This is a genomic window from Desulfuromonadales bacterium (genome assembly GCA_035620395.1).
In the GTDB taxonomy this organism is placed as follows: Bacteria; Desulfobacterota; Desulfuromonadia; order Desulfuromonadales; family DASPGW01; genus DASPGW01.
In genome coordinates, this window is sequence record DASPGW010000195.1 from 1 (window position 1) to 15,509 (window position 15,509).

Genomic DNA, 15,509 nt, shown 5'->3' on the forward strand with positions numbered 1-15,509 from the left:
CGGACCACCTCGGGGATGTCGCTCCGGTCGAAGGCGGCGGTCACGGCCTGGCGCATGGCGGTGAAGGCCTGCTGGTCCTGGTAGGGACGCACCCCGGCATTGAGGTTGTGGCCGCCGAGGTTGAGGACGGCATAGGTGAATTCGTCCTGGTTCCAGGTGATCCTGGAGCGGATCAGAGTGCGTCCGACACTGAGCTGCATCCGGCCGCTGGGGAACTTCTCGAGGGTGCAATTCTCAGCCGTGTAGCAGTGGATGCCGTGGACGTGGGATTCCTCCGGACGACAGGGTTCGCCGAAGCCGGAGACGATGGCGTGGTGGGCGGCAACCCGGATCAGGTCGAGGCGCGTCGGCTTGACCTGACTCTGGTAGATGCGGGCGGCGTTGCCCCAGCGGACCAGGTTGCTGGGGACCTTTGTCAGCCGGGAGAGAAACTCCCCTTCCAGGTTGACGCCGCAGGCCTCTTCGGCCAGTTGCAGCACGCGGGCGGCGTAGGCGAGCACCTGGGTCGTCTCGATTCCCGACACCTCGTCGAAGAACCAGCCGCAGCTGGTGTACATGAGCATGGCGTGGCGCTGCAGCTCCAGCAGCCGCAGCGTCTTGATTTCTTCCGCCGGTGTGAGTTGGCGGCCGGCCCGGCGCTGCAGGAACTCCCGGACCTTTTCCGGGGCACGGTCGAGGATGACCTCGATATAGGCGTCGCGCGTCCCCCAGGGGTCGGCGCAGAGGGGGGCCAGCTCCTTCTCAAAGAGCGGCGCCAGGCTGTCCCGCAGCCAGTCGAGGGCCTCGCGCAGCGGACCGCGCCAGGCCTGGTTCCAGCCGGCGCCGCCGCCGATGTGGCAGCCGCAGTCGGAGCGCCAGCGCTCGACGCCGTGGGCGCAACTCCAGGAGGTCTCCTCGACGATCTCCGCCTCGAAGGTCGGTGGGCACGCTTCGAGAAATTCGCCGAAAACGGTGACTTTCGCCAGTTTGCGGCTTTCGATGAAATCGAGGCAGTAGGCGAGAGCCATCTCGCCGAAACGGTGATGGTGTCCGTAGCTTTCGCCGTCGGTGGCGATGTGGACCAGTTGCGCCCCGTCCCGCTCGGCGAAGTTCCCGACCAGTCGTTTGGCGAAACGCTCGCCGTCCTCCAGCAGGCCGCTGAAGGCGACGTCGCGGGCGACAGGGCCATCGTAGAAGAAGAGGACGATGCTGGCACCCGACGGCAGACGGCAAAGATAGGGGCGCGTCGGGTCGACCCGGCCGTCGCTCACGTCTTGCCAGCCCTTTTCGCCAAGCTTGCGCACCCGGCTGGCCTGGTGCGGGGCGAGGATGGTGAAGGCGATTCCCTGCTCCGCCAGCAACTCGAGCGTCTCCGTGTCGACGGCGGTCTCGGGGAGCCACATCCCTTCGGGCGGCCGGCCGAAGCGGTGGACGAAGTCGTCGATCCCCCAGCGGATCTGGGTCTGCTTGTCACGGCGGTTGGCGAGCGGCATGATCATGTGGTTGTAGGCCTGGGCGAGGGCCGAGCCGTGCCCCGAAAAGCGCTCACGACTGATCCGGTCAGCCTCGATCACCGCCTGGTAGGTCGTCGGCCGACTCTTCTCCAGCCAGGAGAGGAGGGTGGGGCCGAGGTTGAAGCTGATGCCGGCGTAGTTGTTGACGATCCGGCTGATCCGTTTCTTTTCGCCGAGGATGCGCGCGGCGCTGTTCGGCTCGTAGCACTCGGTGGTGATCCGCTCGTTCCAGTCATGGAAAGGATAGGCCGAGTCCTGCAGCTCGATGTCCTCCAGCCAGGGGTTCTCCCGCGGCGGCTGGTAGAAATGGCCGTGGATGCAGATGAAACGATTCATGTGGATGCCTCGGTTGTTAAAGTGTGCAAATCATTGCTGTTCGACCGGCGTTGCCGAATGGCACCACCCGTTTCGGCGGCGAAATGCTCTTCGCCTTGCGCCTTTGTTCAACACCACGACCATCGGCTTACCTGGCGACCGCACTGGGGAGTGTGGCCAGCAGGTGGTCGGCCAGCAGGGAGAGGGCCAGATAGCGATCAGCAGTGGGGTAGAAGATTCTTGTACCGCCGGTGCCGCCCACCCTGCCGCCGCCCCGGTCGCGCCACAGTTCCCTGCCATCTTTGGCCGAAACCATTCTGGCTGCGGCTTCTATGTCGATCACCGGCGGCGGCTGCCGGTCGCTTAGCGTCTCGCTGATGAAGAGAAAGTCGACATGGACCTGGAGTGTCGCATCGGTTTTCTCCCCATCGGGCGTCAAATCTACCTGGTACCCTTTGGTTTTCAGAACCGCCGCGAGCCGCTGACGGAGTTCACTGTCCAGGTCGATGTTGTATGGTGGTTCGTAGCGCCGTTCGAAGCTCACCGCTGGCAGGTGGATGACACGGATGCCGGCGTCCCGGAAGTCCGGGGCGAGAACCAACGGTTGCCTTGGGGTGGCACAGCCCCCCACCAGAAGGGCCAGCAGCAAAATGATCAGATGAACCCGCAGTATTTTTTTTGCGTTCATCGATTTAAATCTCCTGCTCTCGTCAAGCGAGAGATCGAAGCTTTTCCTCATTTTACCATAGTAGAGAGTAAGGAGCTGTCCACGAGGGGGACTTTGTTGCCATGGCGCGAATCGCTATTGACAGCAAGCGTCCCGGGGAGTATGTAAGGGTGGTCGGCAATCACAATTTCAACCACACTAGGGAAAGGAATTAACATGAAGAAACGCATGGTGGCACTGTCGGCCGCGGCAGTGCTGTTGATGGCAAGTGGTTGCACCGCTCAGGAAAAGAAGCCGGAGCTGAACAGCACTAAGGACAAGGTCAGCTATGGCATCGGCTTGAACATCGGCAAGGATTTCAAGGAGCAGGGTATCGATATCGACGTCAATCTCCTGGCGCGCGGGATCAAGGATTCCCTGGCCGGCGGCGAGCCGGCACTGACCGAACCACAGATGAAGGAAGCTTTCGAAGCCTTCCAGAAGGAAATCGTCGCCAAGCAGGAAGTCAAAGCCAAGGAGATGGCCGACAAGAACCTGAAGGCCGGCGAGGCTTTTCTGGCGGAAAATGCCAAGAAGGAAGGCGTAGTGACTCTGCCGAGCGGCCTGCAGTACAAGGTGCTCACGGAAGGCAGCGGCAAGACCCCCAAGGCGTCCGACACGGTGACGGTGAACTATCGTGGCACCCTGATTGACGGCAATGAGTTCGACAGCTCCTACAAGCGTGGCGAGCCGGCCACGTTCCCGGTCAGCGGTGTGATCGCCGGCTGGACCGAGGCGCTGCAATTGATGAAGGAAGGGGCCAAATGGCAGCTCGTCATCCCGCCCGGTCTCGCTTACGGGGAGCGGGGAGCCGGGCCGGTCATCGGACCGAATTCCACCCTTGTCTTCGAAGTGGAACTGATCAAGGTGCAGTAACGAGTGCCCTTGCCGCCTGACCCGAGCGCCCCTTCAGCCCGTTGCTGAGGGGGCGGCTTTTTTTGCCGGTCGCGGAGGTGTGCTGGTTCGATTCGTGCGGGAAGTACCCCGAAAAAGATGCGGCAGCCTTGGTCTGGATCGTTTTCTCAGGTAAAATCGAATTAAAGCTGCGATGGGCACCGGCCTTGCGCCGGCATGTCTCTGACGGTTGCAAAGGGTGAGGGAGGTTCCAGATGCTCAGGAAGAAAATTCTCCTGACCGATGACGCGGAACTGCTGCAGGCACTGGAAGGCTCTTTTTTTCGTCGGGCCGGTTTCACCCTCCTGGTGGCCGACAGCGGCGAACGGGTGTTCGAAATGATCGAAGAGCAGGACCCGGTGCTGGCCATCCTGGCCCTGGATATGCCGGACCGGCAAGGCGATGCGATCTGCCGGCGGGTGAAGCAAGATGCCATCCTGCGCTCAACACCGATTATCCTGGTGGTAGATGCCGGCGGTGAGGAAGTGGCTTCCTGCTGCCGGGAGGCGGGCTGCGACGATATCCTTCGCCGGCCGATCGACAGTCAGCAACTGCTGACCGCGGCCTGCCGGGTCCTCAACATCATCGAAAGGAGTGGCCCCCGGGTCGAAACCCGCTTCCCGGTGCATTGCGGGCGGGACCCACGCAAGCTGCAGCCTGCCTGGGTGCTGAACATCAATGCCGGTGGACTCTTCGTCGAGATCGAACGCCTGCATCCCGTCAATACCCTGGTGACTCTCGAGTTCACCCTGCCGGGGCATACCTCGAGCATCCGGTGCAAGGGGCGGGTGGCCTGGGTCAACCATCCCGAGTGGATCAAGACTTCCAGCCTGCCGAGCGGCATGGGCATTCAGTTCCTCGACCTGGCCGAGGAGGCGGCATTGGCAATTCGCGAACATGTCGAAAAGAAGACCTCCGACGGGTAATGCCCGCGGCGGTGTATTCCGCTTCCCGTTGGCAACGGCAGGGAGTGTTCGGTGGAAAATGGCAGAGACAGCGGAGGTGCTGGATTTCTGGTTCGGGGGTCTCAGGGAGGGGAAGCCGGTGCCTCCCGAGCGTATCGCCCTCTGGTTCGGTGGCGCCGGGATGACCGACCGTCAGATCCGCGTGCGGTTTGCCGCCGACGTCGAACGGGCCGGCGCGGGCGGATATGATGGCTGGCGTGCCTTCCCGCGCGGAACCCTCGCCCTGCTCATCCTGCTCGACCAGTTCCCGCGCAACATTTATCGCGGTTTCCCCAGCGCTTACGCCTTTGACGGCAAGGCCCGCGAACTCTGCCTGGCGGGGCTGGACGCAGGCCAGGACCGCGAGCTGATCACTGTCCAGCGCGCCTTTTTCTATCTCCCTCTGGAACACGCCGAAGACATCGCTCTGCAGCAACAGTCGGTGGCCGCCTTCGCTGAGTTGCTCCGGCAGGCCCCAGCGACGCTCAGGGAGCTTTGTCGGAGCTTTCTCGACTATGCGGAGCGGCACCGGGCGATCATCGAGCGCTTTGGCCGCTTCCCGCACCGTAACGCGTCCCTTTCGCGTCCCTCCACCGCCGAAGAAGAGGCCTTCCTCCGCGAGCCCGGTTCCTCCTTCTGATTCTGCAGGACAATCAAACTGATGCTGAGAGGTGCCATCAGGCGGGCCGGTCGCGGAAATCGCCGCTGGCGATCCGGATACCGGTGATCTGCGGGCAATTCCAGTAGTAGATCCAGGCGGCGGTGCGACTGCCGTCGGCCAGGGTAACGGTCGTGCGCCGGCGCAGATAGATGCTGTGAGATTCGTTGTCAGGATCGTATTCTTCGAGCGCGTCGACCTCTCGCAGCGTCTGCGCGTAGTGGCGCGGATCGAGGTAAACCAGTTCGCCTGCCACTGTGCCCCGACCCGGTTCTACATAAGGATAGCCGCCGTCGGCAACGAAATAAAGCTGACCATCCGCCGTTGCCGCAACCTCGTCGACGGTTCGCCCGGCAAGGTAGCCGCGATAGTTCTTTTCCCCGGGGCGCAAAGTACCATAGACGAAGATCGGCAACCTCTCTGCCGTCATTGCTTCGCCTCAGTTGGAGTGAACAGTGGGGTGGAACCTAAGCGTCGGCATCCTGCCCTCTGGCGCCGGTCTCCGCTGCCAGCCAGTCGATCGCCGACTCCAGGTCGCAACCGCGGGCCAGTTTGACCAGGCCGACCACGTCGCCGCTGGCGCCGCAGCGAAAGCACTGGAAACCGCCATTCTGAATGACCAGCTCAGGGTTTTCTCCTCCTTCCGGCTGGCAGCCAGGGCAGAAGAAATGCTTGCCACTGCCGAAAATCCCCAGGTCGGCGGCGATTTTGCGCACGGCGGCGCGGTCCCGGATGCGATCGTCCCATTCACGGCGATTGTCTGGCATGGCGGCAGCCTCCTGTCGCAGCCCGCTGCGATCCGAAATTCGTTGCGTTATCCGCAATGGCTCAGGCTCTGCCACACTATACCATGGCAAGATGCGGACGCATCCCCGTTCGATGGGAAAAGGAAAGGCCGCCCTTCAGCATGAGGGCGGCCTTGACCAATGATGCAACCGGGGTCCGGTGTGGGTCCTTTATCCTTCGGCCTTCCACTGGCCGTGCAAATTGCAGTATTCGCGGGCGGTAACTTTCCGGGCGCTGATCGGGAAGACCGCCTCCGGTTTTTCGCCGGGATGGAGAAACTGTCGGTAAGCCTTGCCGTCGGCGAGCAGTTCGATCCACTCGATGTAGTGCGCTTCTTCCATGGGGTGGGCGATGCTGCCGACCCGGACGGTAATTTTGCCGTCCCCAATCTCGATGACGGGAACGTGTTTTTCCTTCGCCGCGTCGACGGTATTTTCCTCCATCAACTTCATTTTCTGGTTGCAGCAGACCAGAGGGGCAGCGCCGGCATGCAGCACCTCGACGATGTTGCCGCAGATTTCACACTTGTAGACTTCCAGTTGTTTGGGCATGAACGCGTCTCCTTGGGTCGTATGGTTTTTGAGTCACCAAATGTACCATATCGATGGCAATGCGCAACCGGTCGCCCGCGCGTCACGCTTGCCAGCGTCTGGTGCCCCAACCGGCCGTCGGGAAAAGTTCGGATTTGAGAATTCTCCTCTCCTTGTATAAAGCCACATGGGTGCCCTGCCTGAAAATGCTGAGGACCTTTAAATGCCTGAAAATATTTCTGATCTTTTGCCGCGCAAGATCGGCGAAAATTTTTAATTTTTTTCCCATTGCCAAAAAATCCCGGCCAGTATAAAAGTTAATCCATTATATCAAGCAAATCTTTTCCGAATAGGTGTGGCATGAGGTTCGTGTGCATATCTCTATCGGTGGTTGTTCTTTTTGCCCTGTCGCCCCGCTTTCTGCAGGCGTCGGAGATTGTCCGGCCTATGGAGCAGGCCGGGACCGATGTCGCCTTCCTGCTCAATCTGGCCCGTTCGGGAAAAGTTGAGGCGCAGGTCCTGCTTGGCGAATACTTCCTTGACCGCCGGGAATATGCTGAAGCGTTGCCGTGGCTGCGTCTGGCGGCCGGGCAGGGGGAGGTTGAGGCACAGCGTCGTCTGGCGCTGATGTATGAGACCGGCCAGGGCGTGCCGCGCGACTATGAACAGGCTGCCTTCTGGCTGCGCTGTGCTACAGCGCAGGGAGACCCTCTCGCCGTATATAAGGAAGGGTTTTCCTACGCAACAAGTGCCGGCGTTCCCTGACCAGTCAGCAGGTTTTTAATTGTTCAGAACAGTGAATGGGGACCCGCTGCTCAGCGGGTCCCCATTTGATTTGCATGGAGCGGTTAAAACAAGAAAAGGCCCCGAACGGGGCCTTTTAGGGAAGGGGAAATCTGACGATTACTTTTTGTGGCAGTCGCCGCACTTGGTCGGGCCAGCCGCTTTGGTCTTGTGGCAGTCCAGGCAAAGGGCGTGCCCTTTGTCTTTGCCGAAAGCACCGATCTTGCCGGGCGCACCTTCACCGTGGCAGACCTTGCACTCCATCGATTCGCTGTGTTTCTTGTGGTTCATGGTGATGTTCCCGTTCTTGGCCGTGAGCGTGACAGAGTCGACGGCCAGGGCGGTCGAGGCAGCGAAAGCGACGAGCATTGCAGCAACGAGCAGTTTCTTCATGATTCTTCTCCTCCTGATTGTGGGAAATATTAATGCGGAATAACTTTAATAAAAATAATTAGATTTTGTCAAGGCAAAAGCTTGGCAAAAAACAGGGGCCGACACAATGTGCCGGCCCCTGTTTTTTGCCAAGTGGAGCCACCCATCGGATTTGAACCGACGACCTACTGATTACGAATCAGTTGCTCTACCAGCTGAGCTAGGGTGGCGAATGACTATGAGGTTCATGTATTTAACGTATATCGGCCGGGATGTCAACGGGTTTTGGGGAAACACGGGTTGGCGGACTTGCGGGCCGAGGGGATTGTGGGTAGAATGCCGGCACTTTCACGCAGGAGAATTTTCATGGACCTCCCTCCGTTTTTTTTCGCTAGAACCGGTATGGACAACACGGGCATCGCCGCCACCATCAACGACCGGGTTGCTGTCGCCGGATCGCACATTGCGAAGCTGATCGAGGAGATCGCTGGATGAGGCTCCCCTCCCCGCTGTTGGAAGGGCGTTTGCTCCGTCGCTACAAGCGTTTCCTCGCCGATGTGGAACTGGCCGACCGCCGCCTCGTTACCGCCCATACCCCCAACACCGGCAGCATGCTGCAATGCGCCGTCCCCGGCCATCGCGTGCTCGTCTCCATCGCAGGAAACCCGGCGCGCAAGCTCGGCTATACCCTTGAGTTGATCGAGGTGAACGGGCACTGGGTCGACACCCACACCCACCGCACCAACCGGGTAGTGGAGGAGGGGCTGAGAAACGGGGCGATCGCGGAACTCTCCGGCTACCGCATTATCCCGGAGTCCCGCTACCATGACAGTCGCATCGATTTCCTGCTGGAACGCACCGGGGAGAGGGCGCTGGTCGAGGTGAAGAATGTCACCCTGACCGCTGCCGCAAGCGTCGCCTGCTTTCCCGATGCCGTCACCATCCGTGGTCAGAAGCACCTTCGCGAACTGATGCGGGCGCGCTCCGAAGGGTACCGGGCGGTGATCTTCTTTCTCGTCCAGCGAGGCGAAGCGACGGCCTTCGCTCCGGCCGACACCATCGATCCCGAGTACGGACGACTGCTGCGCCAGGCGGCAAAAGAGGGCGTCGAAGTGTTGGCGTACAAAAGCGTCGTCACTCCGGAGGAAAACAGGGTCGGGGAGAGGATTTCGGTGATTCTTGAGACCTGAGGACAGGGGTCTTGCTGTCTCCCGCCCTCGTCATCCGTCATCAGTATTTTGGCACTCTTCACCAATCATGGATTCCATGCGCGCCGTTGGCCTGATCACCGAGTACAACCCTTTCCACAACGGCCACCTGCATCATCTGCAGGAAAGTCGCAAGGCGGCCGATGCCGAAGTGGCAGTGGCGGTGATGAGCGGGCACTTCCTGCAGCGCGGTGAACCGGCCCTGGTGGACAAGTGGGTGCGCACGAGGATGGCGCTCGCCGGCGGTGTCGATGTGGTAGTGGAACTCCCCTTCCCCTGGGCCTGCAACAGTGCGCCGCGCTTTGCCGAAGGGGCAGTGCGCTCGCTAGACGCCCTGGGCGGTATCGACGCCCTCTGCTTCGGCAGCGAGGCGGGCGAACTCGGGGGCCTGCAGGCCTGCGCCGACCTGCTGCTGCGACACGAGGACGTACTGAGCCGACGCACCGCCTCTCTGCTGCGCTCGGGATTGACCTATCCGGAAGCCCGGGCGCAGGTGCTGGCGCCACTGACCGACGACGCCGCGCTGGCCGAGCTGCTGAGCACCCCCAACAACATCCTCGGTATCGAGTACCTCAGGGCGCTGCGCCAGGCCGGCAGCCCCATGCGGGCGCTGACCATTCCCCGGATCGGCGCCGGCTACCATGATGTTGAGGCGGTCGGCGCCATCGCCAGCGCCACCGGCATCCGCCGCCTGCTCGCCGAGGGGGGCGAGGTCGCTCAACTTCTTCCCGAGCCCGTCCGGCCCATCCTGCAGCAGGCCCTGGCCGCCGGCCGCGACATTGACGAAGAGATTCTGCACCGCCTGCTGCTGGCGCGCCTCGGCCGCGGGGCGGCGAGCCTGACTGCGCTCTATCAGGTCGAGGAGGGGATCGAGAACCGTCTGGCCGAAGCCGCCGACACCAGTCGCAGCTACCGGGACCTGATCGACGCCGTCAAGGCGCGGCACCTCACCCGCACCCGCATCCAGCGCCTGCTCAGCTACATCCTCAACGAGGTGGGACGTGAGGAGATGGAGGAGTTTCTCGTCGCCGGCCCTCTCTACCTGCACTTGCTCGGCTGTACGCAGAAGGGTCGAGCCTTCCTCGCCGGCAGCCGCAAGCGCCTGGGCCTGCCGCTGGTGGCCAACTATTCCCGCCTGCATGCAACCCTCAAGCGCCACCACGGCGCGCAGACTTCACGCTGCCGTCTGGCCGAACGGATGCTCGTTTTGGAAACCCGCGCCACGCGCAACTACACCCTGCTGATGAAGAGGTGGGAGGGAGGAAGCCGGAACCGGGATTTTTTCGAAGAGCTGAGATTCGAGGGGGAGGGGTTGTAGGGGCACCCCTTGCGGGTGCCCTGGTTCGGGCAGGCACAATGCCTGCCCCTACACAATCAGGTTCGGTAGTTCATTGGTGTCGTCGTGCTTGGCCGGGAAATGCCCTTCAAGCAGTGCGCCGCAGCGACCGATGGCGGTGCAAAGGGCGTCGCAGGCGCGACCCTCGTGGATGCCGGTGGTCACCGTCTGGACGATTTCGTCCCAGGTGTGCAGGGGGACGACGTTGTTGATGCCACGGTCGGCCAGGACGTAGACGCGGTGCTCGAAGAGGGAGATGAGGATGAGGATGCCGGTTTCGTCGCGGGTGTGGTGCAGTCCCTGCTCGAGAAAAGCGACCATGGCCTTCTCCTCCACCTCGGCGGTGATTTCGGCCGGGTGGACCAGCCGCCGCTTGAGCGCCGGCGTGTTGCGGATAAGCGCCTTGAGGAGGAAATAGAGGGGGAAGAAGCCGGCGAGAAACACCCAGACCGAAGCGCCGCCGAAATACCAGCTCAGCAGACTCGCACTGGCCAGGGCAAAGCTGCCGGCGCCGACGATCTCGGCCTGCGGGTAGTCATACGACTGATCGACCACCATCGGCACGACCTCCCCGCTGGTGCTCTTTTCGACCGCCCGTACCGCCGCCTCGATGCGCTGCTTTTCCGCTTCGCTGAAGAAATCCTTGGATTTGGGCATTGGTCAACCTCAATGTTCAAAACCTGCACGCGGATAAAATCTGATCCAATCGGATAAAATCAGATAAAACGTTGATCAAATGGGTTTGAACCAACGCTATTTAATCCGCCTTTATCCGATTTGATCCGCGTGCAATGGTTTAAGCCTTTGATTGTAGCTCCGTAGGCCGGGATAAGGCGTCTTTTGCCGTACCCTGCGCATTCTTCGCAAACCCTGAGCAGGCCGGAAACGCTGCGTTTATTCCGGCCTACGAAAAATAGGGGTCCTCACCAACTCCCCGACGACCCGCCGCCGCCGAAGCTGCCGCCTCCCCCGGAAAAGCCCCCGCCGCCACCGAAGCCGCCACCGCCGCCGAAGGGACCGCCGACCCAGTAGCCGCCACGCCGATGATGACCGACGCGAGAGCGTTGGCCGGCGCCGAGGAGAGCGAGGCCGGGTCCGAGAAAGAGGAGCAGGAGCAGGGTTCCCCAAGGGCTGCGCTCCTTTTTCTTGTCGACGCGACCGGTCCCCTGGTACTCGCCGCGCACCGCCTCGGCCATGGCGGCGACGCCGGCGGTCACACCGCCGTCGAAGTCGCCCGCCTTGAAGCGCGGGGCGATCTCCTGATCGACGATCCTGCCGGCGAGCAGGTCGGTGAGGCGCCCCTCAAGACCGTAGCCGACCTCGATGCGCATCTTCCGTTCGGCCTTGGCGATCAGCAGCAGGGCGCCGTTGTCCTTTCCCTTCTGGCCAATTTCCCAGGCCTCCGCCACCTTCAGCGCATATTCCTCCAGCGGTTCCCCTTCGAGCGTCGGAACGGTGAGGACGACGAGTTGGGTGGAGTCGCTGCGCTCGAAATCGCGCAGGAATGTCTCAAGCTTCACCACTGTTCCCGGCGAGAGGATGCCGGCCCGGTCGTTGACGTAACCGGTCGGTCGGGGGATCTCCAGGGCCAGGACAGTCGTCGGCAGCCAGAGGACCAGAAGCAGCAGCGGGATGAGACGGCGCAGCGGCATCCTAGAAATTCACCTTCGGTGCCTGCTCGGCGCCGGCCTGGGCCTTGAACGGTTCCTTGCGCTCGAGGTGCAGCAGGAAATTGTTGGTCAGATTGTTGGGGAAGGTGCGGATCGAGCTGTTGAAGGTCTGCACCGCCGCGTTGTAGCGCTGGCGGGCGACGTTGATGCGGTTCTCCGTCCCTTCCAGCTGGTGCTGCAAATCGAGAAAGTTCTGGTTGGCCTTGAGGTCGGGATAACGCTCGGCCACCACCAGCAGGCGCGAGAGGGCGCCGGAGAGTTCGCCCTGTGCAGCCTGGAATTTTTCCAGGGTCGCCGGGTTGCCCAGGTCCCCGGCCGAGATGTTCATCTGGCCGACTTTTGCCCGGGCTTCGGTGACGGCCTGCAGGGTTTCGCGCTCGTGGCCGGCGTAGGCCTTGACCGTTTCCACCAGGTTGGGGATGAGGTCGGCGCGGCGCTGGTAGGTCGCCTCGACGTCGGCCCAGGCGGCGAAGACCGCCTCCTCGTTCTGCTGGATCTGGTTGTAACCGCAGCCGGAGAGCAGAGGAAGGGCGGCGAGCCCGCAGAGGATGAGCAGCATCAGACGTCTACGCATAGCGTGTTGCTCCTTTTGAATAAAATCCGATTGTTAAATGATAATCTCGCAAGAAACAAAGCCATCAAGGCCGGTTACGATTGAGTCAATATAGGCATCTGAGGCGCTATTGTAAAGGGCGTTCCGGCGGGTTCTACTGTTTAACGGATTCATCGAGAAGAAACTCCGCGCCTCGCGCCGCCTTGTCGACGAGTTCCGGCGACTCCAGTTCCTTCTCCGCCGGTGCGGCGCCCAGTTCCCGGAACTTGCGGGCGGTGATCAACACCCGTGTTTCCAGCGAGGCGACCGCCTTGTTGTAGGAGTCGACCGCCCGGTCGAGCCCCTTGCCGACGCCGGCGAAGTGGCCGGCCAGGGTGGCGATGCGTTCGTAGAGGGTACGGCCGAGGTCGCTGATTGCCTGAGCGTTCTCGGCGATCTGCTCCTGGCGCCAGCCGTAGGCGACAGCCCGCAGGAGGGCGATGAGGGTGGTGGGGGTGGCGAGCAACACCCGATTGTCGACGCCGAATTCGATGAGCGAGGGATCCTGCTCGAGGGCGGCGGCGAAGAACATCTCACCGGGGAGAAAGAGGACGACAAATTCCGGAGTGGGCTGGAACTGGGCCCAGTAGCCCTTGGCCGAGAGTTTTTGCAGGTGGCTGCGGATCTGCCGGGCGTGGTCCTTGAGGCGCGCCCGTTTTTCGTTCTCGTCCGCCGCTTCCAGTGCTTCGAGGTAGGCCTGCAGGGGGGCCTTGGCGTCGATGACGATATTCTTGGCGTTCGGCAGCTTGACGAGCATGTCCGGGCGCAGCCGGCCCTCTTCGGTGGCAGTCGATTCCTGTTCGGCGAAGTCGCAGTAGGCGAGCATTCCCGCCATCTCGACTACCCGCCTGAGCTGGATCTCGCCCCAGCGGCCGCGCACTGTCGGCGTTCGCAGTGCCTTGAGCAGGCTGGACGTCTCGCTCTCCAGCTTGAGCTGGGTGGTGAGCAGCGACTTGAGCTGCTCGTCGAGGCGGGCATAAGCACCGGTGCGGGCCCGCTCCAGATCGTGAATCCTCCCGTCTACCTTGTCGAGAGCCTCCTTCAGCGGTCCGACCAACTGGCCGATTGCCTGCTGGCGAGACTCCAGGTCACCGCGAGCTCCCTCCTGAAACCTCTCCAAGGTACTTTTTGCCAGGTGCAGGAATGCCTGGTTGTTGCTCAAGAGCGCCTCGGCCGAGAGTGCCTTGAAGGCATCGGCCAGCTTCGTCCTTGCCTCGTCGAGCAAGATGAATTTCTCCGCGGCGGCTTTGCGCTCCTCTTCCAGGCGCGTCGCCAGTTGTGCCAGGCGGGCCTGCAGCCCGGCATTTTCGGCACGCAGTCGGATCGTTTCGGCAACGCTGCGCTCGAGAGCGGCTCCCGCCTCCTCGGTCTGCCGGTCCCGCCCTGCGATCCGCTCCTTCATGGCGGCCAAATCGGCAGCCAGTTCCAGACGCCCGGCTTCACGGGCATGGGCCGCTCTTTCGCGCAGAATCAGCCAGGTAGCCAGGGCGCCGAGCAGGATGCCGGCGATGAGGGTGACAGGCAGGGTGAAGGAGACCATTGTTGGGTAACTCCGCGGTGGGCCGGCTGGATATTTTTCGCGCCAACATAGCAGTGCGGAGCGCCGGCTGCAAGGCAAAAGGGGCATTTTCCGGCTTCTGCGGCCCGACGGCGTCGAGTGATCGATTCAGCCCCTTCGGTTCGCAGGCCGTGCCGATTGCCGGCCGGGACACGTTGTTCTACACTAAAAGCAGGAAAGGATTTTTCCGTGTGAGCGGCTGGCGGGGGGAACTGGATCCAAGGCCTCGCAATGGAGCGAATAAATGCCGAGGAAATATGGGGTAACCCTCGTGATGATCCTGACCCTGGTTCTCGGGGCGCCTGGCAATCTGTTCGCCTTTCGCTGCGGCAGTGGGCTGGTGGAAAAGGGAGACCGGAAGATTGAGGTCCTGAAAAAGTGCGGAGAGCCCGCTTCGGTTGACGAGTGGGAGGCGATCCGGCGTACGCCGACCTCCCGGTTCGGCCTGCGGACAAGCGGTCTGGAGAAGGTTCGAGTCGAGGAGTGGACCTACAACTTTGGCCCGCAGAAATTTCTGCAGATCTACCAGTTCGAAAACGGCGAGGTGGTGGAAATGAAGTTCGGTGATTACGGTTTCTGACCCGGTTCCAGGCATCCTGCCGGCAGTTGGCGTTCAGCCCCGCAAATCTCTCGAAGGCTGTGCTGAAGCTCTTTCAGACCACCCTCAGTCAGCTCTGTGGGCGTGCCGCAGGCAAGACAGGTTTGCCGTCTGCCGAGTGAAAAGTCTGCCAATTTTTGTGACTGGACTTTTCGACATTCCGGGCACTCGAAGTTGATCGACAGCTCCATCTTCGCCACCTTCCGGAGGGTTTTTGTTGGCAGATACTAATAGTCTGCCAGAGCCATGAATGCGTGACAAGTAAAATATTTGCGGGACCTGGAAGGTTCGGAGAGACAAAAAAACGGGGAACCCGGTTAAGGATTCCCCCAGTCGGAGGAAGGGAAGGGGCCGTCCCTCCGGCTATCATGATAGGACACCTGCCATCTCCTGCAGGGGAGGAGAAACTTTCGCATTGCGTTTTAGGTGGCGAGGGAACCTTCTGGCCTGCATGAACATTAGGGTAATTTATATGTTGGTCCTTGCCCTGTTGTCAATGATTTTCCCGTAAAAAACCGGTAAATAGAAAAATAGTTCAGATGCTGAGCCGAGTTCCTCCGTTTTTGCAGATTGCGGATGGCGGCAGGACGGGTCAAGGGAATGGGTGACTCACTCGACGACTGAAACGAAGCATGTCGGCAGGCGGATGTGTCCGATACAGCGGTGCCCCTTCCTCTTGGAAGTTGGTTGACACCTGTGCTAGGATGAGGGCAAGAAATTGCCCGGTGGAGCAAATTGATTCGTGAGTAAAAAGATGCCGTCAGGGGAAGTCCGCGTCGCTGAAAAAAGCCGAAGCCGGACCGCAAATCCCCCGCTGTTCAAGGTATTGATGCACAACGATGACTACACCACCATGGAGTTTGTGATCCAGGTGCTGGAGGGTGTTTTCCGCAAACCACCACCCGAAGCGACCCGGATCATGCTCAATATCCATGTCAGAGGAGTCGGCATGTGCGGCATTTTTCCGTTCGAGATTGCCGAAACCAAGATCGAGGAGGTTCATGCCCTGGCCCGCAAGGAAGGGTATCCTCTCAAATGCAGCCTCGAGGAGGCCTGAAGGAAGCCT

General features: G+C 61.4%; 19 protein-coding genes and 1 tRNA gene. 9 read left to right on the forward strand and 11 right to left on the reverse strand.

Features of this window, described 5'->3' with window-relative positions; genetic code table 11:
- Positions 1 to 1,829, reverse strand: a 1,829-nt coding sequence (locus VD811_10645; GenBank protein ID HXV21431.1) for a DUF3536 domain-containing protein, incomplete at its 3' end; no start/stop codon positions are given.
- Between the two features lie 127 nt (positions 1,830 to 1,956).
- Entirely contained in the window at positions 1,957 to 2,496 is a 540-nt protein-coding gene (locus VD811_10650; GenBank protein ID HXV21432.1) for a hypothetical protein, read from the reverse strand.
- A gap of 195 nt (positions 2,497 to 2,691) precedes the next feature.
- On the opposite strand from VD811_10650, the gene VD811_10655 reads away from it, so the two are divergent.
- From VD811_10655 to VD811_10665, 3 genes are all read left to right on the forward strand, one after another.
- Entirely contained in the window at positions 2,692 to 3,390 is a 699-nt protein-coding gene (locus VD811_10655; GenBank protein ID HXV21433.1) for an FKBP-type peptidyl-prolyl cis-trans isomerase, read from the forward strand.
- Positions 3,391 to 3,623: 233 nt separating this feature from the next.
- Entirely contained in the window at positions 3,624 to 4,334 is a 711-nt protein-coding gene (locus VD811_10660; protein ID HXV21434.1) for a response regulator, read from the forward strand.
- Positions 4,335 to 4,392: 58 nt separating this feature from the next.
- Positions 4,393 to 4,992 carry a DUF924 family protein gene (locus tag VD811_10665; GenBank protein HXV21435.1) on the forward strand — a complete coding sequence of 200 codons (600 nt, stop codon included), beginning with the start codon at positions 4,393 to 4,395 and terminating at the stop codon, positions 4,990 to 4,992.
- A 37-nt stretch (positions 4,993 to 5,029) separates the two neighbouring features.
- On the opposite strand, the gene VD811_10670 is transcribed toward VD811_10665, so the two are convergent.
- The 3 genes from VD811_10670 to VD811_10680 all read right to left on the reverse strand — a co-directional run bounded on the left by VD811_10670 (position 5,030) and on the right by VD811_10680 (position 6,347).
- Complete coding sequence (locus tag VD811_10670) at positions 5,030 to 5,440, reverse strand: gamma-glutamylcyclotransferase family protein (protein HXV21436.1); 411 nt, start codon at positions 5,438 to 5,440, stop codon at positions 5,030 to 5,032.
- A 37-nt stretch (positions 5,441 to 5,477) separates the two neighbouring features.
- A complete protein-coding gene (locus VD811_10675) occupies positions 5,478 to 5,777 on the reverse strand; it encodes a hypothetical protein (protein ID HXV21437.1) in 300 nt (99 codons plus the stop codon).
- Between the two features lie 189 nt (positions 5,778 to 5,966).
- Positions 5,967 to 6,347: a desulfoferrodoxin gene (locus tag VD811_10680; GenBank protein HXV21438.1), complete on the reverse strand. Its 381-nt coding sequence runs from the start codon at positions 6,345 to 6,347 to the stop codon at positions 5,967 to 5,969.
- 426 nt (positions 6,348 to 6,773) lie between these two features.
- Here VD811_10680 and VD811_10685 point away from each other — a divergent pair, with 426 nt between their 5' ends.
- Positions 6,774 to 7,091 carry a tetratricopeptide repeat protein gene (locus VD811_10685; GenBank protein HXV21439.1) on the forward strand — a complete coding sequence of 106 codons (318 nt, stop codon included), beginning with the start codon at positions 6,774 to 6,776 and terminating at the stop codon, positions 7,089 to 7,091.
- A 138-nt stretch (positions 7,092 to 7,229) separates the two neighbouring features.
- On the opposite strand, the gene VD811_10690 is transcribed toward VD811_10685, so the two are convergent.
- Positions 7,230 to 7,502 (reverse strand): cytochrome c3 family protein, encoded by a 273-nt coding sequence (locus tag VD811_10690; GenBank protein ID HXV21440.1) that lies wholly within the window; start codon positions 7,500 to 7,502, stop codon positions 7,230 to 7,232.
- Between the two features lie 133 nt (positions 7,503 to 7,635).
- Positions 7,636 to 7,711 (reverse strand) — tRNA-Thr (locus VD811_10695).
- A 136-nt stretch (positions 7,712 to 7,847) separates the two neighbouring features.
- On the opposite strand from VD811_10695, the gene VD811_10700 reads away from it, so the two are divergent.
- The 3 genes from VD811_10700 (at position 7,848) to VD811_10710 (ending at position 10,007) form a co-directional block, all read left to right on the forward strand.
- Positions 7,848 to 7,976: a hypothetical protein gene (locus tag VD811_10700; GenBank protein ID HXV21441.1), complete on the forward strand. Its 129-nt coding sequence runs from the start codon at positions 7,848 to 7,850 to the stop codon at positions 7,974 to 7,976.
- A complete protein-coding gene (gene sfsA, locus VD811_10705; protein HXV21442.1) occupies positions 7,973 to 8,671 on the forward strand; it encodes a DNA/RNA nuclease SfsA in 699 nt (232 codons plus the stop codon). Before VD811_10700 ends, sfsA begins: the two co-directional genes overlap by 4 nt.
- 76 nt (positions 8,672 to 8,747) lie before the next feature.
- A complete protein-coding gene (locus VD811_10710) occupies positions 8,748 to 10,007 on the forward strand; it encodes a nucleotidyltransferase (protein ID HXV21443.1) in 1,260 nt (419 codons plus the stop codon).
- A 48-nt stretch (positions 10,008 to 10,055) separates the two neighbouring features.
- Here the strand turns inward: VD811_10710 and VD811_10715 are convergent, their stop codons facing one another.
- The 4 genes from VD811_10715 to rmuC form a co-directional block, all read right to left on the reverse strand.
- Entirely contained in the window at positions 10,056 to 10,682 is a 627-nt protein-coding gene (locus VD811_10715) for a TPM domain-containing protein (protein ID HXV21444.1), read from the reverse strand.
- A gap of 266 nt (positions 10,683 to 10,948) precedes the next feature.
- Complete coding sequence (locus tag VD811_10720) at positions 10,949 to 11,677, reverse strand: TPM domain-containing protein (GenBank protein HXV21445.1); 729 nt, start codon at positions 11,675 to 11,677, stop codon at positions 10,949 to 10,951.
- A 1-nt stretch (position 11,678) separates the two neighbouring features.
- Positions 11,679 to 12,269 carry a LemA family protein gene (locus VD811_10725; GenBank protein HXV21446.1) on the reverse strand — a complete coding sequence of 197 codons (591 nt, stop codon included), beginning with the start codon at positions 12,267 to 12,269 and terminating at the stop codon, positions 11,679 to 11,681.
- A gap of 133 nt (positions 12,270 to 12,402) precedes the next feature.
- On the reverse strand, positions 12,403 to 13,827 hold the full coding sequence (gene rmuC / locus VD811_10730; GenBank protein HXV21447.1) for a DNA recombination protein RmuC: 1,425 nt from the start codon (positions 13,825 to 13,827) through the stop codon (positions 12,403 to 12,405).
- A 262-nt stretch (positions 13,828 to 14,089) separates the two neighbouring features.
- Between rmuC and VD811_10735 the strand changes: the two genes are divergently transcribed.
- Both VD811_10735 and VD811_10740 read left to right on the forward strand, forming a co-directional pair.
- Complete coding sequence (locus tag VD811_10735; GenBank protein HXV21448.1) at positions 14,090 to 14,425, forward strand: DUF2845 domain-containing protein; 336 nt, start codon at positions 14,090 to 14,092, stop codon at positions 14,423 to 14,425.
- Positions 14,426 to 15,185: 760 nt separating this feature from the next.
- The gene (locus tag VD811_10740; GenBank protein HXV21449.1) at positions 15,186 to 15,500 is read left to right on the forward strand and encodes an ATP-dependent Clp protease adaptor ClpS; all 315 of its coding nucleotides are present in this window, start codon (positions 15,186 to 15,188) and stop codon (positions 15,498 to 15,500) included.
- Positions 15,501 to 15,509 lie beyond the last annotated feature (9 nt).